This window comes from Stenotrophomonas sp. yr243, assembly GCF_900184195.1.
In the GTDB taxonomy this organism is placed as follows: domain Bacteria; phylum Pseudomonadota; class Gammaproteobacteria; order Xanthomonadales; family Xanthomonadaceae; genus Stenotrophomonas; species Stenotrophomonas lactitubi.
In genome coordinates, this window is sequence record NZ_FXWT01000002.1 from 164,341 (window position 1) to 189,044 (window position 24,704).

20 protein-coding genes and 1 riboswitch are annotated in these 24,704 nt (G+C 67.3%); of the genes, 13 read left to right on the plus strand and 7 right to left on the minus strand.

Annotation, left to right across the window (positions count from 1 at the left end):
* The first annotated feature begins 19 nt into the window (after positions 1–19).
* Complete coding sequence (locus QOL57_RS07570) at positions 20–847, plus strand: kinase (RefSeq protein WP_089236476.1); 828 nt, start codon at positions 20–22, stop codon at positions 845–847.
* Positions 848–853: 6 nt separating this feature from the next.
* Here the strand turns inward: QOL57_RS07570 and QOL57_RS07575 are convergent, their stop codons facing one another.
* Positions 854–1,057, minus strand: a complete 204-nt coding sequence (locus QOL57_RS07575; protein WP_049465447.1) for a dodecin family protein — start codon at positions 1,055–1,057, stop codon at positions 854–856.
* A 98-nt stretch (positions 1,058–1,155) separates the two neighbouring features.
* Here QOL57_RS07575 and QOL57_RS07580 point away from each other — a divergent pair, with 98 nt between their 5' ends.
* The 5 genes from QOL57_RS07580 (at position 1,156) to mdtD (ending at position 5,786) form a co-directional block, all read left to right on the plus strand.
* The gene (locus QOL57_RS07580; protein WP_089236477.1) at positions 1,156–1,698 is read left to right on the plus strand and encodes a shikimate kinase; all 543 of its coding nucleotides are present in this window, start codon (positions 1,156–1,158) and stop codon (positions 1,696–1,698) included.
* The gene (aroB, locus tag QOL57_RS07585; RefSeq protein WP_089236478.1) at positions 1,695–2,807 is read left to right on the plus strand and encodes a 3-dehydroquinate synthase; all 1,113 of its coding nucleotides are present in this window, start codon (positions 1,695–1,697) and stop codon (positions 2,805–2,807) included. The genes QOL57_RS07580 and aroB overlap by 4 nt, the downstream gene beginning before the upstream one ends.
* Before the next feature lie 127 nt (positions 2,808–2,934).
* On the plus strand, positions 2,935–3,174 hold the full coding sequence (locus QOL57_RS07590) for a WGR domain-containing protein (RefSeq protein WP_089236479.1): 240 nt from the start codon (positions 2,935–2,937) through the stop codon (positions 3,172–3,174).
* A 28-nt stretch (positions 3,175–3,202) separates the two neighbouring features.
* Positions 3,203–4,285, plus strand: coding sequence for a uroporphyrinogen decarboxylase (hemE, locus tag QOL57_RS07595; protein ID WP_032951968.1), 1,083 nt, complete (start codon positions 3,203–3,205; stop codon positions 4,283–4,285).
* 91 nt (positions 4,286–4,376) lie between these two features.
* Positions 4,377–5,786, plus strand: coding sequence for a multidrug transporter subunit MdtD (mdtD, locus tag QOL57_RS07600; protein ID WP_089236480.1), 1,410 nt, complete (start codon positions 4,377–4,379; stop codon positions 5,784–5,786).
* 529 nt (positions 5,787–6,315) lie between these two features.
* Here mdtD and QOL57_RS07605 read toward each other — a convergent pair.
* Positions 6,316–9,843 carry a hybrid sensor histidine kinase/response regulator gene (locus QOL57_RS07605; protein ID WP_089236481.1) on the minus strand — a complete coding sequence of 1,176 codons (3,528 nt, stop codon included), beginning with the start codon at positions 9,841–9,843 and terminating at the stop codon, positions 6,316–6,318.
* Between the two features lie 96 nt (positions 9,844–9,939).
* Positions 9,940–13,485, minus strand: a complete 3,546-nt coding sequence (locus QOL57_RS07610) for an ATP-binding protein (RefSeq protein WP_089236482.1) — start codon at positions 13,483–13,485, stop codon at positions 9,940–9,942.
* 165 nt (positions 13,486–13,650) lie between these two features.
* Here QOL57_RS07610 and QOL57_RS07615 point away from each other — a divergent pair, with 165 nt between their 5' ends.
* The 3 genes from QOL57_RS07615 to QOL57_RS07625 are packed head-to-tail and all read left to right on the plus strand — an operon-like array spanning position 13,651 to position 15,440.
* A complete protein-coding gene (locus tag QOL57_RS07615; protein WP_089236483.1) occupies positions 13,651–14,295 on the plus strand; it encodes a YceI family protein in 645 nt (214 codons plus the stop codon).
* On the plus strand, positions 14,292–14,864 hold the full coding sequence (locus tag QOL57_RS07620; protein ID WP_089236484.1) for a cytochrome b: 573 nt from the start codon (positions 14,292–14,294) through the stop codon (positions 14,862–14,864). The genes QOL57_RS07615 and QOL57_RS07620 overlap by 4 nt, the downstream gene beginning before the upstream one ends.
* 3 nt (positions 14,865–14,867) lie before the next feature.
* Positions 14,868–15,440, plus strand: coding sequence for a YceI family protein (locus QOL57_RS07625; protein ID WP_089236485.1), 573 nt, complete (start codon positions 14,868–14,870; stop codon positions 15,438–15,440).
* A gap of 88 nt (positions 15,441–15,528) precedes the next feature.
* Here the strand turns inward: QOL57_RS07625 and QOL57_RS07630 are convergent, their stop codons facing one another.
* Complete coding sequence (locus QOL57_RS07630) at positions 15,529–15,759, minus strand: glutaredoxin family protein (protein WP_089236486.1); 231 nt, start codon at positions 15,757–15,759, stop codon at positions 15,529–15,531.
* A 101-nt stretch (positions 15,760–15,860) separates the two neighbouring features.
* Between QOL57_RS07630 and QOL57_RS07635 the strand changes: the two genes are divergently transcribed.
* Both QOL57_RS07635 and QOL57_RS07640 read left to right on the plus strand, forming a co-directional pair.
* The gene (locus tag QOL57_RS07635) at positions 15,861–17,243 is read left to right on the plus strand and encodes an L-serine ammonia-lyase (RefSeq protein WP_089236487.1); all 1,383 of its coding nucleotides are present in this window, start codon (positions 15,861–15,863) and stop codon (positions 17,241–17,243) included.
* A 124-nt stretch (positions 17,244–17,367) separates the two neighbouring features.
* On the plus strand, positions 17,368–18,363 hold the full coding sequence (locus tag QOL57_RS07640) for an alpha/beta hydrolase (protein WP_089236488.1): 996 nt from the start codon (positions 17,368–17,370) through the stop codon (positions 18,361–18,363).
* Positions 18,364–18,453: 90 nt separating this feature from the next.
* Here QOL57_RS07640 and QOL57_RS07645 read toward each other — a convergent pair whose 3' ends face one another.
* From QOL57_RS07645 to QOL57_RS07655, 3 genes are read right to left on the minus strand one after another with little or no spacing between them, the layout of a single operon-like run.
* Complete coding sequence (locus tag QOL57_RS07645) at positions 18,454–19,521, minus strand: homoserine dehydrogenase (protein WP_089236489.1); 1,068 nt, start codon at positions 19,519–19,521, stop codon at positions 18,454–18,456.
* Positions 19,518–20,753 (minus strand): O-succinylhomoserine (thiol)-lyase, encoded by a 1,236-nt coding sequence (locus tag QOL57_RS07650; protein ID WP_089236490.1) that lies wholly within the window; start codon positions 20,751–20,753, stop codon positions 19,518–19,520. The genes QOL57_RS07645 and QOL57_RS07650 overlap by 4 nt, the downstream gene beginning before the upstream one ends.
* The gene (locus tag QOL57_RS07655) at positions 20,750–21,781 is read right to left on the minus strand and encodes a homoserine O-succinyltransferase (protein WP_089236491.1); all 1,032 of its coding nucleotides are present in this window, start codon (positions 21,779–21,781) and stop codon (positions 20,750–20,752) included. Before QOL57_RS07655 ends, QOL57_RS07650 begins: the two co-directional genes overlap by 4 nt.
* Positions 21,782–21,857: 76 nt before the next feature.
* Positions 21,858–21,976: riboswitch (SAM riboswitch) on the minus strand.
* A gap of 138 nt (positions 21,977–22,114) precedes the next feature.
* Between QOL57_RS07655 and QOL57_RS07660 the strand changes: the two genes are divergently transcribed.
* On the plus strand, positions 22,115–22,999 hold the full coding sequence (locus QOL57_RS07660; protein ID WP_089236492.1) for a M23 family metallopeptidase: 885 nt from the start codon (positions 22,115–22,117) through the stop codon (positions 22,997–22,999).
* A gap of 74 nt (positions 23,000–23,073) precedes the next feature.
* The gene (locus QOL57_RS07665; protein ID WP_089236493.1) at positions 23,074–24,678 is read left to right on the plus strand and encodes a peptide chain release factor 3; all 1,605 of its coding nucleotides are present in this window, start codon (positions 23,074–23,076) and stop codon (positions 24,676–24,678) included.
* Positions 24,679–24,704 lie beyond the last annotated feature (26 nt).

Genomic DNA, 24,704 nt, shown 5'->3' on the forward strand with positions numbered 1-24,704 from the left:
TTTGGGCTATTGTGGCGGCATGGTCGCTGCTGCGTACATGCCCCAGGTGAAAGGATTCCCCGAAACAGTGGTCGAGCAGGCGCTGGATGACGCGCTGGGCAGCAGTACAGCCGTTCCAGTATTGGCGATCAGCGGCCTGCAGGGGAGCGGCAAATCGACGCTGGCCGCGCAGGTGGTCGCCCGTGCCCAGGCCCGTGGCCTGAACGCCGCAACGCTCTCCATCGACGATGTCTACCTGACCCGCGCGCAGCGCCAGCGCCTGGCACGCCAGGTGCATCCCTTGTTGATCACCCGTGGCCCGCCGGGCACCCATGACCTGCCGCTGGCGCATGCGGTACTGGATGCAGTGGCTGCACGACAGCCGCTTGCCCTGCCCCGCTTCGACAAACTGGCCGACGAACGCCTGCCAGAGGCGCAGTGGCCGCAGCTCCAAAAGCCGCTGGACCTGCTGGTGTTCGAGGGCTGGTTCCTCGGCACTCCGGCGCAGGACGCGTCCGAACTGGACCCTCCCCTCAACGCACTCGAGCGCGAGGCCGATGCCGATGGCCGCTGGCGGCGCTGGTGCAACCAGGCGCTGGCCCGCGACTATCCGGCGCTGTGGCAGCGCTGCGACCGTCTGTGGTTCCTGCAGCCCCCCGATTTCTCGGTGGTGCCGCGTTGGCGCTGGCAGCAGGAGCAGAACCTGCAGGCGGCCCAGCCGGGCCGGCACGGCATGAGCCGGCCACAGCTGGAGCGTTTCGTGCAGTACTACGAGCGGGTCAGCCGGCAGGCATTGCGTGCGCTGCCGGCCATTGCCGACCGGATGGTGGTGCTGGATGCGCAGCGCCAGGTGCAGGCGCTGCGCTGAGCAGGCTCACTCCACCAGGAAGGTGATCCGCAGGTTCACCCGCCATTCGGTGATCTCACCGTTGCCGTCGGTGACCACCTTGGTCTCGTTGATCCAGGCGCCCTGGATGCCCTTGACCGTCCCGGACACCTTCTTCAATCCGCTGCGCACCGCGTCCTCCACGCTCTTGGGCGAGGACGCATTGATTTCGATGACCTTGGCAACCGACATGGCAGGTACTCCGTCAAGCGCGGGAAACCCCGCAGGAACCTCCACCCTGACGTGAAGAACGTAAAGGCCAAGGCACGGAGGTGTTAGCATCAGAGGGCATGAATCCCGCTCCGAACCTGATCCTGATCGGCCCGATGGGCGCCGGTAAAACCTGCATCGGCCGCCGCCTCGCCGAGCGCTTCACGCTGGACTTCGTCGACGTCGACCAGGCCATCGTCGATGCGACCGGGGCCAGCATCCCCACGATCTTTGAACATTCCGGCGAGGCTGGCTTCCGCGCCCATGAGCGCCAGGCACTGGCACAGGTGCTGGCCGGCCGTGGCCAGCTGGTGTCCACCGGCGGTGGTGCCGTGCTCGATCCGGACAATCGCGCCCTGATCGCCCGGCGTGGCTTTGTCGTCTACCTGCGGGTCAGCGTCGCGGCCCAGCTGGAGCGCCTGTCACGCGACAAGGCGCGCCCCCTGCTGCAGCGGCCGGACCGCGAACAGGTGCTGCATGATCTGGCCGCGCATCGCGACCCGCTGTATCGCGACCTGGCCGATGTCACCCTTGATACCGACCCGTTTACCGCAGCCGATGCGACCGCCCAGCTTGTGCTCAAGCTGGCCACGCACTGGCAGCGACAGGACCCCACTGCATGACTTCCCCTGCCCTGCTGCAGGTCGCCGTTGGCGGCGACCGCCCCTATTCCATCACCATCGGCGCCGGCGCCCAGGCCGAAGGTTCCGCGCTGGTCAGTCATGTACGTGGCCGTCATGTGCTGCTGGTCAGCGACAGCGAGGTTGCTCCGCGCTATCTGGATGCCGTCAAACAGACCCTGCTGGCCGCACGCCCGGACCTGATCGTGGGTGAGCATGTGCTGGCTGCCGGCGAAGCCTCCAAGACCCTGGCCGAGTTCGGCTCGGTCATCGAGGCGCTGGCTGCGCTCGGTGCGACCCGCGATGCCTGCGTGTTCGCCCTCGGCGGCGGAGTGGTCGGCGACCTTGCCGGCTTTGCCGCGGCCTGCTGGATGCGCGGCGTCGACTGCGTGCAGCTGCCGACCACGCTGCTGGCGATGGTCGACTCCTCGGTGGGCGGCAAGACCGCCGTGGATATCCCGGCCGGCAAGAATCTGGTCGGCGCGTTCCATCCGCCGCGTGCGGTGATCGCCGATACCCGCGTGCTGGCCACCCTGCCGCCGCGTGAACTGCGCGCAGGCCTGGCCGAAGTGGTCAAGTACGGTGCGCTGGGTGATGCCGTGTTCTTCGAATGGCTGCAGCAGCATGCCGACGCACTGGCGGCCGGCGAAGATGCCGTGATCGCCGAGGCCATCGCCCGCAGTTGCCGGCACAAGGCCGCGATCGTCGAGCGCGATCCGTTCGAGAAGGGCGAACGCGCCCTGCTCAACCTGGGGCACACCTTCGGCCACGCCATCGAAACCGAACAGGGCTACTCCGCACCGGGGCGCGATGCGCTCAACCACGGTGAGGCCGTGGCGGTGGGCATGGTGCTGGCGGCCCGCCTCTCCACTCAGCTGGGCCTGGCCGAGGACGCCGACCGCGTGCGCCTGCAGGCCCTGCTGGAGCAGTTGGGCCTGCCGGTGGCAATCCCCGCCGGACTGGACCCTCAGGCCCTGCTCGGCCGCATGCGCCTTGACAAGAAGAACGTGGCCGGCCGCCTGCGCCTGGTGCTGTGGCGCGGCATGGGCCGTGCCGAAGTGGTGCCGGATGTGGATGAAGCGGCGGTGCTGAAGGTGCTGGGCGAAGGCTGACCGCTTCCGCGTTCGCCGGGCATGGCCCGGCGCCCCCGGGGAGGTTTCATGAGGTTGCCGGCCAGCGGCCGGCACTACCGCTCAGCGTTGCGGCAGGGGTCACACCACCCCCGCTACAATCGACGCCATGCACGTCCACCTGCAACAACCCGCCGACGGTGCTCAGGCACCACGCTTCCTGCGCCTGACCCTGGTCCCGGACCTGTTCGGCGGCTGGGAGCTGCTGCGCGAATCCGGCCGCGTCGGCGCCCGCTCGCAGCTGCGGCGCGAGCTGTATCTCAAGGCCGACGAAGCCCGCCACGCCTACGAGAAGGCCCGCGATGCCGAACTGCATCGGGGCTTCCATATTCTTTCGCACGGCGACTGACTGCGCCGCTGCCCTTTTCGCCCAAGGAATGCCCACTGTGACCAGCCCTCTCCGCAACGATCGCCTGCTGCGCGCCCTGCGCCGCGAACCGGTGGACTGCACCCCCGTCTGGCTGATGCGCCAGGCCGGCCGCTACCTGCCGGAATATCGCGCCACCCGGGCCAAGGCCGGCAGCTTCCTGGCCATGGCCAAGAACCCGGAGATCGCCTGCGAAGTCACCCTGCAGCCGCTGCGCCGCTTCCCGCTGGACGCGGCCATCCTGTTCTCGGACATCCTCACCATTCCCGATGCAATGGGCCTGGAGCTGTACTTCGTCGAAGGCGAAGGCCCGAAGTTCCGCCACCCGGTGCGCGATGAAGCGGCCATCGCCAGGCTGGCGGTGCCGGACATGGAACAGGACCTGGGCTACGTGATGGACGCGGTGCGCCTGATCCGCCGCGAGCTGGACGGCCAGGTGCCGCTGATCGGTTTTTCCGGCAGCCCGTGGACACTGGCCTGTTACATGGTCGAAGGCGGCGGCAGCAAGGATTTCGCGCGCATCAAGGCGATGGCGCTGAATCATCCGCAGGCCCTGCACCGTCTGCTGGAAGTAACCACCGACGCGGTGATCGCCTATCTCGGCGCGCAGCGCGCCGCCGGTGCGCAGGCCCTGCAGGTGTTCGACACCTGGGGTGGCGTGCTGTCGCCAGCAATGTACCGCGAGTTCTCGCTGCGCTACCTGCAGCGCATCGCCGAAGGCCTGGAGCGTGGCGAAGGCAGCGAGCGCACGCCGCTGATCCTGTTCGGCAAGGGCACCGGCCTGCACCTGGAAGCGCTGTCACAGACCGGCGCCGATGCGCTCGGCCTGGACTGGACGCTGGACCTGGATGAAGCGCTGCGCCGCACCGGTGGCCGCGTAGCCCTGCAGGGCAACCTGGACCCGACCACGTTGTATGCCTCGCCCGATGCGATCGCCGCCGCGGCCGCACGCGTACTCGACACCTATGCCGCCGGCAATGGCGGTTCGCGCGAGGGCCATGTGTTCAACCTCGGCCACGGCATGTCGCCGGACATGGACCCGGCGCATGTACAGGTGCTGGTCGACGCGGTGCACGCGCACAGCCAACGCTGAGCATCCCGCATGCAGTCGCGGCGCGGTGTTGATCGCGCCGTGACCCGCAGTGCGCGATCATGGCGCCCCCACGTTGCACCGGCCACACCCCATGTCCACAGCGCCATCGACCTACACTCGCCAGCGTCCCCTGCTGTGGCTGGTCTCGCTGGCGATCTTCATGCAGATGCTGGACTCGACCATCGTCAACACGGCGCTGCCGGCGATGGCGGCCAGCCTCGGCGAAAGCCCCCTGCAGATGCAGTCGGTGGTGTTCAGCTACGCGCTGGCAGTGGCCACCTTCATTCCCGCCTCCGGCTGGATCGCCGACCGCTACGGCACCCGTCGCACCTTCCTGGTGGCGATCATCCTGTTCACCCTCGGCTCGCTGGCCTGCGCGATGGCGCAGCAGCTGCACCAGCTGGTGGCCGCACGCGTACTGCAGGGCATCGGTGGCGCGATGCTGCTGCCGGTCGGGCGCCTGGCGGTGATGCGCTCGGTGCCGCGCGAGGACTTCCTGCGTGCGATGAGCTTCATCGCCATCCCCGCACTGGTCGGTCCGCTGATCGGCCCGACCCTGGGCGGCTGGCTGGTCGAGATTGCATCGTGGCACTGGGTGTTCCTGATCAACCTGCCGATCGGTGTCATCGGCTTCATCGCCGCGATGAAGATCATGCCCGACCACTACGCCAGCCATCGAACCCGCTTCGACCTGCGCGGCTACACCATGCTGGCCTTTGCGATGGTGGTGCTGTCGCTGGCGCTGGATGGCATTTCCGGACTCGGCACACCGCACGCACTGGTGATGCTGATGACCGTGGCCGGCCTGGCTGCGCTGGTCGGCTACTGGCTGCACGCGGCAAATTCAACGGCACCGCTGTTTTCGCTGGCGCTGTTCCGCGTGCCCAGCTATCGCATCGGCATTCTCGGCAACCTGTTCTCGCGCATCGGCAGCAGTGCCATGCCGATGTTGATTCCGCTGCTGCTGCAGGTCGGCCTTGGCCTGGGGCCGATGAACGCCGGCCTGATGATGGTGCCGGTGGCGGCCGCGGGCATGGTGTCGAAGAAGCTGGCGGTGAAACTAGTCGAACGCTACGGCTATCGCCGCGTACTGATGACCAACACCGTGCTGGTCGGCCTGGCGATGGCCAGCTTCATCCTGATGACACCGGGCCAGCACCTGAGCATTCGCCTGCTGCAGCTGGCCTTCTTCGGTGCGGTCAATTCGCTGCAGTTCACCGTGATGAACACCGTCACCCTGCGCGACCTGGATCGCGAGTTCGCCAGTTCCGGCAACAGCCTGCTGTCGATGGTGATGATGCTCGCCGCCGGCTTCGGTGCGGCGGCTGCAGGCAGCCTGCTGGCCGCGTTCGGCACTCAGCTGGAAGGCCACGGCGCGACGGCTGCGCTGCATGCCACGTTCCTGTGCGTGGGCGCGATCACCCTGACCTCGACGCTGATCTTCTGGCAGCTGCCCGACACCAAGCCGGAGCCGCGCGAGGTCGAGCACGTGGCGGAGTAGTGGGTTCGGCAGGGCTGCGCCCTGCACCTGCAGAGGCCAGAGCAACGGCAACAGCCGAAGCAAGAGCTGGCATTCCGTGGGATGGCGGGGCGGTGTCGGAGTGCGGGGACGCCGTAAATCCGTCCATGGAGGCTTGGCAGCCGCATCCATGCGGCTGACACCCCGCAATCCGACACCGCCCCACCTCTGACAGTTTCCCGGTGTCTAATGGATCCACGCCATGCGTGGATGAATCTCTTTCAGATATCGAAATAATTTTCGGGTCGACCAAGGTCGACACCCACCAACAGCAACACAGAACGCCATTCCGACAGATCGCGGAAATCTGTCGAAGGCGGGGTGGGTCCGGTTGCGGGGGTGTCCGCGGCATGGATGCCGCGGCCAAGCCCCCAGGGACGGGTTTACGGCGTCCCCCGCAACCGGACCCACCCCGCCATCCCACGGATAGCCAGCTGTTGCTGTTGCTTCGGCCGTTGCCGTTGCCGTTGCCGTTGCCTCTGCAGGTGCAGGGCGCAGCCCTGCCGAACCCCTATCGCCCCAGCACGCGGGCGATCGCTTCCACCAGCAGCTCGCCGGTCACCGGTTTGCGCAGGAAACCACCGATGCCGGCCGCTTCCACCTGCTGCTGCAGATCCGGGTCGGTGCGTGCGGTCACCGCCAGCAGCGGCAGCGTGTAGCCCTGGTTGCGCAGGTGCTGGGCCAGTTCGAAACCGCTCAGGCCCGGAAGATCCAGATCAAGCAGGCCGACATCGAAATCACCTGCGCTGATCTCACGCAGTGCGGCCAGCGCGTGGGCGGCGTGGACCACCTCATGGCCACGGGTCGTGAGCAGACCACACATCACATCGGCCACGGTCGCGTCGTCCTCCACCAGCAACACCCGCAGCGGTGGCATGTTGACCGCCGCAGCGGCGGCATCGCTATCGGCACCTCCGTCGCTGGCCGCACCCTGTTGCAGTGGTAGTGGCAGGCTGACACCGAAGCAGGTACCGCTGCCCAGCTGGCTTTCCACGCGGATCCGGCCCTGCATGGCCAGTGCCAGCTCGCGGCAGATCGCCAAGCCCAGGCCGCTGCCGCCGTACTGCGCGGCAGTGCGCGCGCCGTCAGCCTGCTCGAAGCGGCGGAACAACCGTTGCTGCTGTTCCTGGCTGATGCCCGGACCGGTATCGCGCACCTCGAAATGCAGTCCACGCGGCCCTTCCTCGCAACGCGCGTGCAGGGTGATGCTGCCGCGGCTGGTGAACTTGACCGCGTTGGAGAGCAGGTTGAGCAGGATCTGTCGCACCCGCATCGCATCGCCGGTCGCCTGCAGCCCTGCAGGCAACTGGTTGTCGAGGATGAACCGCAGGCCCTTCTGTGCAGCCAGCGGCCCCATCAGCGCGGCCAGATCCTGCAACAGACGGTTGAGACCGAACGCATTGGATTGCAGTTCCAGTCGCCCCGATTCGATCCGCGCCAGATCCAGCGCATCGTTGACCAGGTGCAGCAGATGCTCACCCGCATGCCGGATGGACTGGGTATAGCCACGCTGCTGCGGATCCAGTGGCGAGGCCAGCAACAGCTCACTCATGCCCAGCACGCCGGTCATCGGCGTACGGATTTCATGGCCGAGATTGGCGAGGAACCGCGTCTTGGCCGCCGAAGCGTGTTCGGCCAGATCCTGCTTGTGCAGGGCGAGCTGGTAGGCGTGCTGGCGCTGCAGCCGGCGCCGGTACAACCAGGCGAACCAGCTGGTCAGCAGCAGTGCGATCGAAGCCAGCACCAGCAGGCCGGACAAGCTGCGCCACCATGGCGGCTGCACGTGGAATTCCAGGGTCTGTACCCGCGACCACACGTGGTCGGCCGAGCGCGCCTGCACTTCCAGCCGGTAGGCCCCGGGTGGCAGACGCGAGAACAGGCGCTCGCCTGCCGGTCCCACCTCTACCCAATCCGGGTCGTAGCCGGCCAACCGATAGCGGTAGGTGTTGGAGGCCGAATCGGCGAAGGACAACAAGCGCGCGACGATACGCAGGTCACGGTCGCCGTCGGCGATCTGCAGCGGCGTGTCATGGGTCAGATCCAGCAACTGCTCGTTGCGGCGCACCTCCACCCGCTCGATCACCAGCGGCGCACGCCGGGTGGAAGGCCGCACCTGCTCGGGATCAAACACCACCACGCCGGCGGGGGTACCCGCCACCATTCGCCCAGCGGCGGAGGCAATCAGGGTGTGTTCGCGGAACTCCTGGCTGGGAAGCCCATCGTGCACCCCATACAGGCGCACGCTCTCGCCATCGGCACTCACCCGCACCAGGCCGCGGGCACTGGTGGCCCACGCCACGCCCTGTGCGTCGACCACCAGACCGGTGGCGGAAATCGCCGGATAGCCCTGCTCCGTGCCCACCACCGCCTGCCGTTCCAACCTGCCCTGGCTCCAGAGATACCGCGACAGGCGGCCATCCTCGGACAACCAGATCTGCCCATCCTTGCCGACGTGCAGGGCATACACTGCCGTGGCCGGCGCACCCGGCACCGGCTGGAAGCGCTGCGCATCCGGTTGCCACTGCAGCAGACCACGGCTGCTGGCCAGCCAGATCCGGTCCTGCGGGCCGCATTCCACGTCAAGATTGAGCTGGCCGGCCTGCAGACCATCCTGGCCGTTGTCCAGCTGCCGGCGCACATGCCCATCCAGGTCACGCTGCTGCAGGCCCGCTGCCAGCATCAACCACAGGCTGTCACCATCACAGGTCATCATCGCCTCGATGTTGCCTTCCATGGTCGCGTCGGCACCGGCATCCCTGCCCCAGCGCCGCAGCTCGCCCCGGCGCGGGTCATAGCGCATCAAGGCGTCGGTCGAACCCACCCACACCCGTCCCTGCCGGTCTTCGCGCACCGACGTCAGCCAGTGCATGCCGTTGACGAAGGTGCGGTGCTGCTCGATCACACCCGTGCGTGGATTGAAACGGTCCAGCGCACCATGGCTGCCGACGGTCCACACGCCACCGTTGCTGGAGGGACTGGTACCCAGCACATAGGAATTGCGCAGCGAGGACGGATCATCCTCCAGCCGCGAGAACACCGAGAACTGCCACCAGCGCGGAAGCAGATGCCACAGCCCGGCATTGGTGCTGGCCAGCCAGATGCCGCCTTCGCGATCCTCATAGGCGCCGGTCCAGTTCGGCCGCACCAGGCCACGGGCGATGGCGCTGTACAGCGGTACTGTCTGGTACCGACCTTCGATGCCCCGGCCCAGGCCGCTGCGCGTATCCAGCCAGTGCCCGCCCTGCTCATCGCGCAGCATCATGCCCAGCACCTGATCCCCGGCCGGCAATGTCCAGGGCACGGATTCGAAACGGCCATCCGGGCGGCGCACGGTGGCCCCTGCCAGCGTGCTGATCCAGAGGCTGCCATCGGGTTCTGCGGTCAGTCCATTGATCAACAGGCTGGGCACGAGGTCGCCGCCGATGCGTTCGAAATCGGTGCCGGTCCAGCGCGCCACGCCATGCTTGGTGCCGACCCACAGGCTGCCGTCGGCAAGCGTGGCGAGGTACGGCACCGACGCGGCCGGCACGCTGCGCGGGTTGTTCGCTTCGGGCAGGAACCGCTGCAGACGATTATTGCTGTCCAGCCGGTACAGGCCGCCTTCGTGGGTACCGAACCAGATCGCGCCATCCGGCGTTGCAGCCAGGCTCCAGACCGTGTTGCTGCCCATCAGCGGCTGGCTGCTGCGGTCGTAGAAGCGCAGCTGCCGGCGATCGGCCGACATCCGCACCAGGCCGGCATTTTCAGTGCCGATCCACAACTCGTTGCGGGCATCGACCAGCACGCTCCAGATGCGGTTGTCGCGCAGGCCGTCTTCGGAACGCCAGATGCGGTAGTTGCGCCCGTCGTAGCGGGCCAGGCCATCGTTGGTGGCAATCCACAGGTAGCCGTAGCGGTCTTCGGCCATGCGGTTGACGGTGTTGGACGGCAACCCATCGAACACGGTGACCTGCCGCGGCGAAGGTGGCACCGGCTGCGCGGCAGCGGGCGCCAGGCAGCACAGCAGCAGCAGCAGCGTCACTGCCCGCAGATACACCACCGATGGCCTCCTCACGCTGCTGTAGATGATGCCCACGCCGTGGGCGTCGGCATGGTAAACCGAAAGTTGCGGGATTCACGCCGCAAGATGCCGTACTCAGCTGATGATCTGGCGTTTACTGCGCGCCTGGGCAATCGCCGCCACCAGCAGATCGCCGGTCACCGGCTTGCGCAGGAAACCATCGAATCCGGCCGCAAGCACCTGGGTTTCGGCATAGGCATCCGAGCGCGCGGTAACCGCCACCAACGGCAGCTCGTAGCCCATCGCGCGCAGCTGGCGGGCGATGGCGGTGCCGTCGAGTGCCGGCAGGTCGAGGTCGAGCAGGCCGACATCGAATCCCTCGGTGGATATCTCCGACAGTGCGCCCAGGCCATGCAGCACGTGCACCACCTCATGGCCGCGGCCGCGCAGCAGGCCCGCGATGACCTCGGCAACGGTTGCATCGTCCTCGACCAGCAGGATGCGCAGTGCAGGCAGTGTCGGCGACGCTGCCTCGCCAGGGCTGGAGGCCTGCTGCCGGCTCCATGGCAGCGGCAGCCGCACTGCGAAACGTGCGCCGCGCCCCGGCTGGCTGTCGACATCGATGCGGCCGCCCATCGCCACCGCCAGCTCCTGGCAGATCGCCAGACCCAGCCCGCTGCCGCCATAACGCGAGGCGGTGCGCGGGCCATCGGCCTGTTCGAAGCGGTGGAACAGGCGCTGCTGCTGTTCGGCATTGATGCCCGGCCCGCTGTCGCTGACTTCAAAGGTCACCGCGCCACCGTCCTCGTCCAGGCGCGCCGCCAGACCGACATGGCCGCGCTCGGTGAACTTGATCGCGTTGCCCAGCAGGTTCAGCAGGATCTGGCGGACGCGCATCTCATCGCCACTGACGCAGATCGGGCCAGGTAGTGCTTCCCCGCGCTGGAAAGCCAGCCTGCGCTGTTGTGCCATCGGCTGCATCAGTGCCTGCACCTGGTCCAGCAGTCCGCCCAGGTCGAATGGCCGGATGTCCAGCTCAAGCCGTCCGGCCTCGATCCTTGCGAGGTCCAACGCATCATTGACCAGCCGCAGCAGATGACTGCCTGCCTGCTGGATCGAGCCGGCATAGCTGCGCTGCACCGGATCCAGCTCGGTCGCAAGCAGCAGCTCGCTCATGCCCAGCACGCCGGTCATCGGCGTGCGCACTTCGTGGCCCAGGGTCGCCAGGAAGCGGCTCTTGGCCTGCGATGCCTGCTCGGCGATCTGCTGCTTGTGCACCGTCAACTGCCACTGCTGGCGTCGGCGCAGCCGCCTGCGGATCGACCACAGCAGTGCCAACAGCAGCAGCGAGCCCAGCATCACATAGCCGAAGATCGCCATGCCGCTGCGCCACCAGGGTGGCAATACCTTGATGTGCAGCTGCTGCGAGGGTGTCCACGGGCCACTGGCCGATGCGGCCTGCACCTCGATCGAATAGGCCCCGGGCGGCAGCCGCGACAACGTCCGCTGGCCATCCCCGCCCTGTTCCACCCAGTTCTGGTCGTAGCCCTCCACGCGGAACCGGTAACGGTTGCCCTGTGGGTTGGCGTAGGACAGCAACCGCGCATCGATCTGCAGGTCACGGTCATCAGGCCCCAGCAACAGCAGGCCGGAGGTCGGCAAGGGCTGCCAGCCGCGCGCATCGTCGCGACGCACGCGCACCTGCGCGATCACCAGCTGTGACGGCGGCAGTTCGGCGTCGGCTGCATTCGGATCGAAGCCCACCATGCCGGTCTGGGTAACGGCCAGTACCCGGCCATCGGCATCGATCGCCGGCGGGCGTCCGGTGAACTCGGCATCAAGCAGGCCGTCGCGCTCATTGAAGATCTGCAGGCGACGCTGTTTCGGATCCCAGCGCAGCAGGCCACGGGGCGACGTCGCCCATAATTGTCCGTTCGCGGCCAGGGCCAGCCCTCCCATGCTGACCGGCGGCACGCCGGCGCTGGCATCGACGCGCTGGATCAGGCGCAGGCTGAGGCCATCCCACTGGTAGCGTTCAAATGCGCCCTGGCGTGCGATCCACATCTGCCGGGGATCGATCCATACCAGGTCATAGATCGGACCCCGGGAAACGCCCGGGACCGCTTCGAAGCGGTCACCCTGCTCGCGCATGATCCCCGTTTCCCCCATCACCCAGGCCCGCCCCGTGGCATCGAAGCGGATCTGTTCGACCGGTGCATCAGTATCACCACGCAGCATGGCGCCATCGAAACTGCGCAACAGGCGGCCCTCGGCACTGCGCTGCTGCAGGCCCAGATTCATCACCGACACCCAGACCGTGCCATCAGGCGCCTGCCGCATCAGATCGATCCGCTGTCGCAGGTCGGAGCCGCCGCCGATGCGCCAGTCGCGCAGCGCACGGGTGGCCGGGTCATACACGCTGATGCGTCCCGCGCGCCCCAGCCACAGCCGCCCATCGGGACGTGGCAGCACCGACCACACCGCGCCACCGCCCAGCTCGCGCTCGCTGGCCAGCAGCCTCAACGTCCCCTGCGCATCGATCTGGTAGACACCATGGGCAGAGCCAACGTAGTAGCTGCGACCGTCACTGGCGGCGCTCAACAGGTACTGGCTGTCGAGCGGTTTGCCATCAAGCTGGTACCAGGTCGAAAAACGCCGCCAGTCTGGCGGAAGGTAGGCCAGGCCCTGGGTCAGCAGCGCGACCCACAGCCCTCCCTCATGATCCTGCAGCAGATCGAGCACGCCACTATGGCCGGTCAGGAAGCCACTGCCACGGTCGCCCTCCAGTTTGCGCAGCACCTGGCCGTCACCGCGCAGCAGGCCATCGGAGGTTCCCGCCCAGTAGCCTCCGCGGCTGTCGGGCAGCACCAACGCCGAACGCAGGCCGGCGCTGTCGGCCCAGGCCGGTCGCGTTACCCGATCCTGCGCATCGATGCGGTACAGGCCGTCGTTCTGTGTGCCGACCCAGATTGCGCCATCGGCATCGCGGCTCAGCCGCAGCACGCTGACTGCCGCCAGTTCGCGCGGTGCCACGGCTTCGAAGGCATGGCCGTTCCAGCGCGCCAGGCCGGATTCGGTTCCCACCCACAGCCGTCCCTGCGCATCGACCAGGCTGCTGAAAACGGTGTCGCTCGGCAGACCGCCGGGCTGCGCCGGATCATGCTGGAAATGGCGCAGCGAGGCGTCTTCGCCGAAGCGGCAGACCCCATGGCTGCTGCTGCCGACCCATAGCGCATCCTCGGCATAGGCCAGCGTCCAGAACTGTCCCTGGCACCCTTCAGTGACGGACTCGAACCTCTTGAAGCGCTCGCGATCGGCATCCAGGCGGGCCAGCCCCTTGCCGTTGATGCCGACCCATACCCGGTCGAGCGGGTCGACCAGCAGGGTTTCGATCTCGTTGCCGGGCAGCGAATCCGGTTGTGCAGGGTCGTGCTGCCACACCCGCAGTTCACCACCGTCATAGCGGGCCAGGCCGCCGTCGGTGGCAGCCCACACACGGCCCTGTCGGTCTTCGGCCAGCGCGACCACCATGCGCGAGGGCAACCCCTCGGCCGCGCCGAAACGGCGCAGGCGCGGCGTTTCACCGGCCATGTCCAAGGTCGCGGCTGCAGCGGAAAGCGCCAACAGCACCAGACCTGCTCCTGCAATGCCTTGGCACCACCGGCGCCAGCCGCTCGTCATCCTGAACCCCCTGTCCTGTGCCGATTGTCACACAGGGCTGCAGCCATCGCTGCAACAGCCTGTTTCCGGCCACATCGGCACCACGAACTGTTGCAGCCGTGGACACAGCGTTGCGCAAGGGCTATGGGTATGATCGAACAGTCTTTTTCCCGGAGTCCACCGCCGATGCGCCACTGCCTGGCCCTGCTGCCGATGCTGCTTGCCGTCGCCCCCGCCTGGGCAGGCAACGATGCCTACCGCATCGATCCGGTACATACCCGGGTGCTGTTCGCCATCGACCATGCCGGCTACTCGCAGGCGCTGGGTACGATCTCCGGAAGCCAGGGCCAGCTGCAGTTCGATAGCGACAACTGGCGCGATGCGACACTGGACGTCGAGATTCCGATAGCACGACTGGACCTTGGCGATGCCAAGTGGAACCAGGCCACCCTGGCGCGCAGCCTGCTCGATGGCGAGCGCTTTCCCACCGCCCGCTTCGTCTCCCACCATGTCGAACCGATCGACGCGAAACGTGCCCACGTGACCGGGACACTGACCCTGCGCGGGGTCAGCCAGGAAGTCACGCTGGAGGTGACCTTGAACCAGGTCAAACGCTATCCGCTGCCGCCGTTCCGGCGTACTGCAGGGTTCTCCGCCACCACGACACTGAGCCGCCGAGCCTTCGGCATCACCGCCTGGCCGGGCGTGATCGGCGATGCAGTGCAGGTGCGGATCGAGGCTGAAGCCACGCTCGACCGCAGCGATTCTCCGGGAACTCCCGCGCCCCAACCCCACTCCGACAGCCAGACGGCCACCAAGGACCCTTCATGACCGCCAAGAACACCCCCGCCGCCTGGGGGAGTGTCAGCCAGACCCTGCACTGGCTGATCGCATTGCTGATCCTCGCCCTGGGCATCGTCGGCCTGACCATGGGCGAGCTACCGAAGACGCCCAAGTATTTCTGGGTCTATACCGCGCACAAGTCGATCGGCATCACCGTGCTGGCACTGGTGGTGCTGCGCCTGGGCTGGCGCCTGTATGCCGGTGCCCCCAAGCCGGTACCGGGCGTACCGAGCTGGCAGGAGCGCATCGCCAGCGCCACCCATGTGCTGCTGTACGTGCTGATGTTCGCCATCCCGTTGTCGGGCTGGATATACGACTCGGCCAGCGGCCTGCGCCCGTTCCGCTGGTTCGGTCTGGTCGACGTGCCCAAGCTGAGCGGACCGGACCCGCAGGTCGTGGCGGTTTCCCATGCGTTGCACGAATACGGCTTCTGGCTGTTGATCGCGGTGGTGCTGGCCCATGCCGGCGCTGCCTTCTACCACCACCTGTTCCAGCGCGATGCCACCCTGTCCCGGATGTTGCCGCGTGGCTGGCTCGCCTCTCCCCAGAAGGACTGACTGATGAACCTGAAACTGACCACCCCGGCCGCCGTGGCTGCCGCCCTTGCCGGCATGCTGGCCACCGCACCGGTGCTTGCCGCCGATTACGCCCAGGCGCCCGGTGCCGGTTCGTTCCTGGCCTTTGCCACCAAATACGATGGTGAAGTGTTCACCGGCAGCTTCCCGGGCTTTGCCACCAAGCTCAGCTTCGACCCGGCCAATCCGTCCGCAGGTTCGCTGGACGTGGTGATTCCCCTGGCCGGCGCCAAGAGCGGCAACAGCGACCGCGACTCCACCCTGAAGGAGGCGGACTTCTTCAACGTCGGCAAGTTCGCTACCGCGCGCTACACCGCAAAGGGCTTCCGCGCGCTCGGCAACGACCAGTTCGCCGCCGATGGCACGCTGGAACTGCGCGGCGTGAGCAAGCCGGTCACCTTCACCTTCACCTGGAAGCCCGGCGCGCAGCCGGTGCTGACCGGCAAGGCCACGGTCAAGCGCCTGGACTTCGGTGTCGGCGGCGGCGACTGGGCCGATACCAAGACCATCCCCGACGAAACCGCGATCAGCACGATCGTGAAGTTCGACGCGAAATAAGACGCCCTGGCATCCGCGGTAGCGCCGGGCCATGCCCGGCGGCTTCCCCCGATGGCCGCGCTACGCGCTCGCCGGGCATGGCCCGGCGCTACCTGTCCGCGGCCAACCAGGCCTGCACCGAGGCCGCATCGAACGGCCAGTCCAGCTCCCGCCCGCGTGCCTCGTCACGCAGCACCGGCACCCGCGCCCCATAACGCGCCTCCAGCGCCGGCTGGTCATCGAGGAACACCGATTCGAACTCGGGCGCCCGCGCCTTGGCCAGTTCGGCCAGGGCCATGTCACACAGATGGCAGTCGTCACGCTGGAACAGGGTCAACACCGGGGTTTGCTCCCTTGGCGGAAATGCTGCGCCGCAGTCATGGAAGTGCGGCGTGAACCGCTAGAATAGCGGTCTCTCCCGGTACCCGCAGTACGGCAACCATGGCTGTCAGCACGTTCGACGTTTTCAAGATCGGCATTGGCCCGAGCTCCTCGCACACCGTCGGGCCGATGAGGGCCGCCGAGCGCTTCATCCATCGCTGGCTGCTCGACCCGGGCAAGCTGGGGGAGGTCGCGCGCATCCGTGCCGATGTGTACGGCTCGCTGGCACTGACCGGTCGCGGCCACGGCACCGACAAGGCGATCCTGCTTGGCCTGGAAGGGCAGCGTCCGAACCTGATCGACCCGGACATCATCCCGTCCACGCTGGAGCGCATCCGCAGCAGCAAGCGCATCATGCTGATGGGCCAGCACGAGATCGCCTTCGACGAAAAGCGCGACCTCGGCCTGAACAAGCGGCAGAAGCTGCCCTACCACACCAACGGCATGCGCTTCACCGCGTACAACGCCGATGACGAAGTGCTGGCCACCCGCGATTACTACTCGGTCGGCGGCGGCTTCGTGGTCAACCAGGACGATGCGGCCGATGACCGTATCGTGCCCGACGAAACGCCGTTGCCCTACCCGTTCAAGAGCGGTGACGAGCTGTTGGCACAGACCGCACGCAGTGGCCTGAGCATCGCCCAGTTGATGTTCGAGAACGAGAAGTGCTGGCGCACGGAAGACGAGATCCGCGACAACCTGCGCGAGATATGGAGCGCGATGCAGGCCTGCGTGGCGCGTGGCATCCGTGAGGAAGGCGTGCTGCCCGGTGGCCTGAAAGTGGGCCGCCGCGCACCGGCGCTGTACCGCGAACTGTCATCGAAGCCGGAAGCGGCGATGCGTGATCCGCTGACCACGCTGGACTGGGTCAACCTGTACGCGCTGGCCGTGAATGAAGAGAACGCCGCCGGTGGCCGCGTGGTCACCGCACCCACCAACGGCGCGGCGGGCGTACTGCCGGCGGTGCTGCACTACTTCGACCGCTTCTGCCCCGGCGCGAACGAACAGCGGGTGTTCGACTTCCTGCTGACCTCGGCGGCGATCGGCATCCTGTACAAGGAAAACGCCTCGATCTCCGGCGCCGAAGTGGGCTGCCAGGGTGAGGTCGGCGTTGCGTGTTCGATGGCCGCCGGTGGCCTGGTCGCGGCGCTCGGCGGCAACCCGAGCCAGATCGAGAACGCGGCGGAAATCGGCATGGAGCACAATCTCGGCCTGACCTGTGACCCGATCGGCGGCCTGGTGCAGATTCCGTGCATCGAGCGCAACGCGATGGGTGCGGTGAAGGCAATCAACGCCTCGCGCATGGCCATGCGCGGCGACGGCAAGCACAAGGTGTCGCTGGACAAGGTCATCAAGACCATGCGCGACACCGGCCGCGACATGCAGGACAAGTACAAGGAAACCAGCCGCGGCGGGCTGGCGGTGAACGTCATCGAGTGCTGATGATTGGCGCAGCCAGGCATGGCCAGGCTCTACTGTGCAGCCGGGCATGGGCTCGGCTCTACACCGGACGGCGTCGTCACCGCTTTGCGGTTAGGCTCGGGCATCCCCTGCTCCGGAATGTCCCATGCGCGTGATCGCTGCTGCCCTGCTTGCCTGCGTTCCGTTGTCCGTTCTCGCTGCGCCAACCTACGGGCCGCGGCTGGAAGGGTTCGATTACGGCTATCCGGTGAAGACCTTTGCGCTGGAATCGCAGCGCCAGCCGCTGGAGATGGCCTATCTGGATGTCGCGCCGAAGAAGAAGCCGATCGGCGTGGTGCTGCTGCTGCATGGCAAGAACTTCTGCGCAGCGACCTGGAAAGAGACGATCAAGCCGCTGGTGGCTGCAGGCTACCGGGTGATCGCGCCGGACCAGGTGGGCTTCTGCAAATCGAGCAAGCCCGAGCGCTACCAGTATTCCTTCGGGCAGCTTGCCGACAATACCCACGCGCTGCTGCAGCAGCTGCAGCTGGGTGACGTGCCGGTGCATGTGGTCGGTCATTCGATGGGCGGCATGCTGGCCATCCGCTATGCGCTGATGTATCCGCAGGAGCTGCGCAGTCTGTCGCTGGTCAATCCGATCGGGTTGGAAGACTGGAAGGCGCTGGGCGTGCCTTGGCGCAGCGTGGACGCGTGGTATGCCGGCGAAATGAACATCAGCTATGACAGCATCCGCCGCTACCAGCTGGACGTGTACTACGACGGCAAGTGGAAGCCGGCGTACGAACCGTGGGCGCGCATGCAGTCAGGCATGTACGAAGGCCCGGGCAGGCAGCAGGTCGCCTGGAGCCAGGCGTTGACCTCGGACATGGTGTTCAACCAACCCGTCGTCCATGAACTGAAGAACCTGCAGGTGCCGACCACCTTGTTCATCGGCCAGAAGGACCGCACGGCGATCGGCCGTGACCAGGCATCACCCGAACTGAAGGCGACGCTGGGCAACTACCCGGCACTGGGCAAGGCGGCAGCGGCGGCGATACCCGGCTCGACCCTGGTCGAGTTCGCGGCACTGGGCCATTCGCCGCAGGTGCAGGACCCGAAGCAGTTCAATGCCGCATTGTTGAAGGCACTCAAGGCGCGGTGAATTTCCATAGCCGCCGGGCATCCCCCGGCGCTACCAGGATCGGTGCGGGTAGCGCCGGGCCATGCCCGGCGAGCGCAGCGGCGGCTGGGGTCAACCCACGATCCGCAGCACGTCATCCAGCAGCGCTGCTGCGGTGACTTCCGCACCCGCGCCCGGCCCCTGGATCAACAGCGGCTGCGCGCGGTAGCGATCGCTGTGGATGGCCACGCGGTTGTCGGTGCCCGCACCCTGTGCCAGCGGGTGGTCGGCAGCCAGTTCGCGCAGGCCTACCTGCGCACCCTCACCATCCACACGTCCGACAAAACGCAGCACCCGACCGTTCGCGCGCGCCTGCTGCCAACGCACCTGCAGCGGTGCATCCAGCTGCTCCAGCGCGTTCACTGCATCATCCAGCGGCAACGCCGCGAGCGTATCCGGCACCAGTGAATCGACCTGCACCTGCGAAGCGTCCAGCGCCAAACCGCTGCTGCGCGCGAGGATCAACAACTTGCGGCGCACATCCTCGCCGGACAGATCCAGTCGCGGATCCGGCTCGGTGTAACCAGCCGCCAGCGCTTCACGCACCGCCGCCGAGAACGGCGACTGGCCGTCATACCGATTGAACAGCCACGCCAGCGAGCCGGAAAGCACGCCCTCAATGGCATGGATGTGGTCACCACCGGCAACCAGCGCACGCAGGCTGCTGAGCAACGGCAGACCCGCGCCGACAGTGGCACTGTCGCCGTAGCGTGCACCGCTGTCGGCGCAACGCTCGGCGATGGCCTGCGCGCGCGACAGGTGCGCGCCACGGCCGAGCTTGTTGGCGGTCACCACGTGCACGCCGCGCGCCAACCACTGCACATGGCGCGCCGCCACGTCTTCGCTGGCGGTGGCATCGACCACTACGTCACCACGCTCCAGCCCTTCGGCGCTGGCCCACGGCGGCGAACTCTGCCCATCGCGCGGCGCACGCCGTGCCAGTTCCAGCGGCAACGCCAGATCACGGTCGATCGCCAGCGCCGTGCGCGAATTGGCCAGCCACTGCACGCTGGGCAGTTCCAGCCCACGCGCCTGCAGCGCCTGGTAGCGCTGTACGAAGGCCGAACCGACGGTGCCGGTTCCGAGCAGCGCCAAGCGGCCGGTCCCCAGCAGCGGAATCTCGACAGGCAAAGCGCTCATGCGTCTGCCACCTGTTTGCCACGCGCCACCGCATCGATCACCGCCCCGGCGCGCGCCAGTGCAGCGCCCAGATCCGCCAGCAGATCGCGCTCGCCTTCGATGCCAACCGACAACCGCAGCAGGCCTTCGCTGATGCCCGCAGCAGTGCGTGCTTCGGCCGTCATCGCCGCGTGGGTCATGGTTGCCGGGTGCGCGATCAGGCTCTCCACTCCACCCAGCGACTCGGCCAGCGTGAAGTAACGCAGGCCATCGACAAACGCACGCACAGCGGCATGCGGATCATCGCCGGAACAGCTGGCCAGTTCGAAGGACAGCATCGCGCCAAAGCCACTCTGCTGCCGGGCGGCAACAGCGTGGCCGGGATGATCGGCCAGGCCCGGATAGTAGACCTTGGCCACCGCCGGATGCGCATCAAGCAGTGCCACGATCGCGGCAGTATTCTCCTGGTGCGCGCGCAGGCGTGCATCCAGCGTGCGCAGGCCGCGCAGGGTCAGGAACGCATCGAACGGTGAACCGGTAAGACCCAGTGCATTGCCCCACCACACCAGCTGTTCGTGCACGGCGGGATCGCGGGCAATCACCGCACCGCCGACCACGTCGCTGTGGCCGTTGATGTACTTGGTGGTGGAGTGCAGCACCAGGTCCGCACCGAACGACAGGGGCTGCTGCAATGCCGGCGACAGGAACGTGTTGTCGACCACCACCAGCGCACCGGCCTTGTGCGCCGCGTCGATGACGAAGCGCAGGTCGGTGATGCGCAGCAGCGGGTTGGACGGCGTTTCCACCAGTACCAGCTTCGGCTGCGTGGCCAGCGCGTGGGCCAGCGCGCGCGGGTCGGTCAGGTCGGCGGTGACCAGTTCGAAATGGCCCTTCTTCGCCAACGCGTTGAACAGGCGCCAGCTACCACCGTACGCATCATGGGGCACCACCAGGGTATCGCCGGGCTGCAGCAACGCGTTCAGCACCAGGTTGATCGCGCCCATGCCGGTGGCAGTCACCACGCCGCCGGCGCCGCCTTCCAGTTCGGCCAGCGCTTCGCCCAGCAGGTCGCGCGTGGGATTGCCACTGCGGGTGTAGTCGTACTGGCGCTTGTTGCCGAAGCCTTCAAAGCTGAAGTTCGACGACAGCACGATCGGCGGCGTGACCGCGCCATGGGCGGTGTCCCGATCGATGCCGGCGCGGACGGCGGCGGTGGTGCGACAACAGGACGGTTCAGCGGCGTGCAGGCTCATGCGGACTCTCCAGAAGTGCGGAAGGCGGTGGCGAGGATCGCGTCGATGCGATCGGTTTCTTTCAGGAAGGCGTCGTGACCGTAGGGCGAGCGCAGCACGCGCAGGCTGCCGCGCGGGCCCAGTCCCTCGACCAGGCCGACCAGGTCGGCAAGCGGTACCAGGCGGTCGCCTTCAACGGCAACCACCACGGTCGGCGGCAGGATCGCGCTCGGGTCCACGCGGTGCAGGTCGATCGACTCGGACAGGCGCAGGTAGGCATTGACCGGCGTGCGCGCCACATACTGCGCGCCAGCGGCGTCGAGGTAATCTTCGGCGGCGACACGAACGCGGCCATTGACCACTTCCGGTGCCGCGTCGAAGCGCTCGCCGAATTCTTCCGGCGTGCGATAGCTGAGCATCGCGAACTGGCGTGCCAGCGCCAGGCCGTGGTCTTCGCCACACTGCAGCTGGCCCAGCGCCACGGCACGGCGCTGCAGCGCACGCCAGGCGGCGGCATACGGATGCGGGCGATGTGCGCCGCTGACCAGCACCAGCTGGCGGACCCGGGCACGGTGCCGGATCGCCAACTGCTGGCCGACCAGTGCACCATACGAGTAGCCGACGAACGCCTTCAGCGCGCGGATGCCGAGGTGGTCCAGCAGCAATGCCAACGCATCGGCCTGGTCAGCGGTATCGATCGGCACATCCAGCGCGCCGTCGGCGCCGATGAAATCGAACGCGAGCACACGCAGTTGTTGCGGATCCAGTGCGCGGCCGCTGCCGACCAGGCCTTCGGCCCAGCCCTTCTCGGTGAACTGCGCATTGGAGGCCACATGGCGGTGCGCGGAAATGCCACCGGCCAGCACCACCACCGGTGCGTTGACCGGACCGACCCATTCATAGCGCAGGCGCACCGGGCAAGGACCGGCATGACGCATCGACAGCACGGCGGCGAACTCGCCGCGCTCGGCGTGCACGCGGTCATCGACCGGCACGCTGACGGGGACAAAGGGTTCGGGGCGAAGCACGGTGCTGGTGGCGAAGCTCATGGCGGGTTCCGGTAGGGAAATCGGCCATCGAGCCTTCGCGGGGCTCGCGTTCGAAATGCACGTTGTGTGCAGGTTCGAACCATCTTTCGGTGGACGCCACGGTCCCCGCAGGATTTGGCACCTACGCAGGCGCTTTCGCGTCTGCGGGCTGCCCCGGCTTCAAAGGGCCTGTCCCTCTGCCGGTCTCGATGGTGGAGCCACGATGCCAGTCCTTTCCGGGCATGTCAATCCCTTCATGCGGATAAAGAGATGAATTAGTGCAGAGGCCCCCACCCTTCCCCCATCCCGACAGCTTGCGTAGAGTCCCGGCGGTCCATGTCGCTGGAGCCATCGATGCGCCGCTTGCCCCTGTCCTGCCTGCTGCTGCCCCTGTTGGCGAGCGCCTCCGCGAACGCCGCCGACTGGCGCCAGGGCTGGGGACTGGTACCGCAGACGCCAGCCGCGCCCACGTCCGACGCCGCGCCGCAAGCGGCGCCGATGGCCCGCCTGCGGCTGCAGCAGATCGGCGACCAGTGGCAGGCACGGATCGACAACCCGCTGTCCGGCCCGGTGCAGATCGAGCTGCGCGCCGCTCCCGGCACGCAGGTGGAGGGCCTGCCGCTGCAATCACTGGTGCAGGCCACCGGCAGTCTGGCGGTGGGCCACCTTCCCTCCCCTTCCAGCGGCAAGGCAGTGGACCTTCGCCTGCAGTCGGTGCCGGGCAATCCGGCCGCTCGCGCCGAAGACGTCGCCTATCGCCTGCCCTTCGAGGCTGTACAGCTGCGTGTGGACCAGGCCCCGCAGGGTCGGTTCAGCCACGATGACGAGGAGAACCGCGACGCCATCGACTTTGCCCTGCCCGAAGCAACGCAGGTCCTGGCCGCCCGCGAGGGCACGGTGATGCAGGTACAGGACGGTTTCCACGGCAATGGCCTGGATCGTGAACGCGATGCCGGACGCGCCAACTTCATTCGCATCCTGCACAGCGATGGCAGCATGGCGATGTACGCCCACCTGCAGGCCGGCGGCATGCGGGTCCGTCCCGGCCAGGCCGTGCAGGCTGGCCAGCCTATCGGCCTGTCCGGCAACAGTGGCTACAGCACCGCCCCGCACCTGCATTTCGTGGTGCAGCTCAACCGGGGCATGGGCCTGCGTTCGGTGCCGGTGCGCATCCTCGCCCCACAGGGCGAATTGCACTTCGCCCGCGAGGGCCGCGGCGACGCCAGCGCCGGGCGCTGACCCGCCGACGCCGGCAGGCCGGTATAATCGGGCGCTTATCTCTTTGAAAAGCGCCCCGTGCGGGCGCCACTGCCATGTCCGAAGTCGCCACCGAAGCGTCGCGTCGCCGCACGTTCGCCATCATTTCCCACCCTGACGCCGGCAAGACCACGCTGACCGAAAAGCTGCTGCTGTTCGGCGGCGCGATCCAGATGGCCGGCTCGGTGAAGGGCCGCAAGGCTGCCCGCCACGCCACCTCGGACTGGATGGCACTGGAAAAGGAGCGCGGCATCTCCGTCACCTCCTCGGTGATGCAGTTCCCGTACGAAGGCAAGATCATCAACCTGCTCGACACCCCGGGCCACGCCGACTTCGGCGAGGATACCTACCGCGTGCTGACCGCGGTGGACTCGGCGCTGATGGTGATCGACGTGGCCAAGGGCGTGGAAGAGCGCACCATCAAGCTGATGGAAGTGTGCCGCCTGCGCGACACCCCGATCATGACCTTCATCAACAAGCTCGATCGCGAGGGCAAGGAGCCGATCGACCTGCTGGATGAGGTTGAAAGCGTGCTCGGCATCCAGTGTGCACCGGTCACCTGGCCGATCGGCATGGGCCAGCGCCTGAAGGGCGTGGTCCACCTGATCACCGGCGAAGTGCACCTGTACGAACAGGGTCGCAACTTCACCCGTCAGGATTCGACCATCTTCCCGTCGATCGATTCGCCCGGGTTGGCCGAGAAGATCGGCGAGCGCATGCTGGCCGATCTGCGCGACGAACTGGAACTGGTGCAGGGCGCCAGCCACCCGTTCGACCTGCAGGCCTATCGGGCCGGCAAGCAGACCCCGGTGTTCTTCGGTTCGGGCGTGAACAACTTCGGCGTGCAGCCGCTGCTGGACTTCTTCGTCGAGCACGCGCCGTCGCCGCAGGCGCGCTCCACCACCGGCCGCGAAGTCGCCCCGCAGGAGCCGAAGCTGACCGGCTTCGTGTTCAAGATCCAGGCCAACATGGATCCGCAGCACCGTGACCGCGTGGCGTTCATGCGCGTCTGCTCGGGCCGGTTCACTGCCGGCATGAAAACCCTGCACGTGCGCACCGGCAAGGACATGAAGCTGGCCAATGCGCTGACCTTCATGGCCAGCGACCGTGAAATCGCCGCCGAGGCGTGGCCGGGCGATGTGATCGGTATCCACAACCACGGCACCATTTCCATCGGTGACACCTTCACCGAAGGCGAAGCGATCACCTTCACCGGCATCCCCAACTTCGCCCCGGAACTGTTCCGTCGCGCCCGCCTGCGCGATCCGCTCAAGCTCAAGCAGCTGCAGAAGGGCCTGGCACAGTTGTCCGAGGAAGGTGCGACCCAGTTCTTCCGTCCGTTGACCAGCAACGACCTGATCCTGGGTGCGGTGGGCGTACTGCAGTTCGATGTGGCTGCTTACCGCCTGAAGGACGAATATGGCGTGGAAGCCACCTTCGAGCAGGTCAGCGTGACCACGGCGCGCTGGGTCCACTGCAGCAACGAGAAGAAGCTGGAGGAGTTCCGCGAGAAGAATGCGCTGAACCTGGCCCTCGACGCCGCCGGCCACCTGGTCTACCTGGCGCCGACCCGGGTCAACCTCCAGCTGGCGCAGGAACGCGCGCCGGATGTGCGTTTCTCGGCAACCCGTGAAGCCGCGCATACGGTCACCGGCAACTGATCGCAGCAACCATACGGTGGCGGGGG

Bases quoted from the DNA above. Each gene is read 5' to 3' on its own strand.
- QOL57_RS07570 (WP_089236476.1), top strand. From the start codon at position 20: ATGGTCGCTGCTGCGTACATGCCCCAGGTGAAAGGATTCCCCGAAACA.
- QOL57_RS07575 (WP_049465447.1), bottom strand. From the start codon at position 1,057: ATGTCGGTTGCCAAGGTCATCGAAATCAATGCGTCCTCGCCCAAGAGC.
- QOL57_RS07580 (WP_089236477.1), top strand. From the start codon at position 1,156: ATGAATCCCGCTCCGAACCTGATCCTGATCGGCCCGATGGGCGCCGGT.
- aroB (WP_089236478.1), top strand. From the start codon at position 1,695: ATGACTTCCCCTGCCCTGCTGCAGGTCGCCGTTGGCGGCGACCGCCCC.
- QOL57_RS07590 (WP_089236479.1), top strand. From the start codon at position 2,935: ATGCACGTCCACCTGCAACAACCCGCCGACGGTGCTCAGGCACCACGC.
- hemE (WP_032951968.1), top strand. From the start codon at position 3,203: ATGCCCACTGTGACCAGCCCTCTCCGCAACGATCGCCTGCTGCGCGCC.
- mdtD (WP_089236480.1), top strand. From the start codon at position 4,377: ATGTCCACAGCGCCATCGACCTACACTCGCCAGCGTCCCCTGCTGTGG.
- QOL57_RS07610 (WP_089236482.1), bottom strand. From the start codon at position 13,485: ATGACGAGCGGCTGGCGCCGGTGGTGCCAAGGCATTGCAGGAGCAGGT.
- QOL57_RS07615 (WP_089236483.1), top strand. From the start codon at position 13,651: ATGCGCCACTGCCTGGCCCTGCTGCCGATGCTGCTTGCCGTCGCCCCC.
- QOL57_RS07620 (WP_089236484.1), top strand. From the start codon at position 14,292: ATGACCGCCAAGAACACCCCCGCCGCCTGGGGGAGTGTCAGCCAGACC.
- QOL57_RS07625 (WP_089236485.1), top strand. From the start codon at position 14,868: ATGAACCTGAAACTGACCACCCCGGCCGCCGTGGCTGCCGCCCTTGCC.
- QOL57_RS07635 (WP_089236487.1), top strand. From the start codon at position 15,861: ATGGCTGTCAGCACGTTCGACGTTTTCAAGATCGGCATTGGCCCGAGC.
- QOL57_RS07640 (WP_089236488.1), top strand. From the start codon at position 17,368: ATGCGCGTGATCGCTGCTGCCCTGCTTGCCTGCGTTCCGTTGTCCGTT.
- QOL57_RS07645 (WP_089236489.1), bottom strand. From the start codon at position 19,521: ATGAGCGCTTTGCCTGTCGAGATTCCGCTGCTGGGGACCGGCCGCTTG.
- QOL57_RS07650 (WP_089236490.1), bottom strand. From the start codon at position 20,753: ATGAGCCTGCACGCCGCTGAACCGTCCTGTTGTCGCACCACCGCCGCC.
- QOL57_RS07655 (WP_089236491.1), bottom strand. From the start codon at position 21,781: ATGAGCTTCGCCACCAGCACCGTGCTTCGCCCCGAACCCTTTGTCCCC.
- QOL57_RS07660 (WP_089236492.1), top strand. From the start codon at position 22,115: ATGCGCCGCTTGCCCCTGTCCTGCCTGCTGCTGCCCCTGTTGGCGAGC.
- QOL57_RS07665 (WP_089236493.1), top strand. From the start codon at position 23,074: ATGTCCGAAGTCGCCACCGAAGCGTCGCGTCGCCGCACGTTCGCCATC.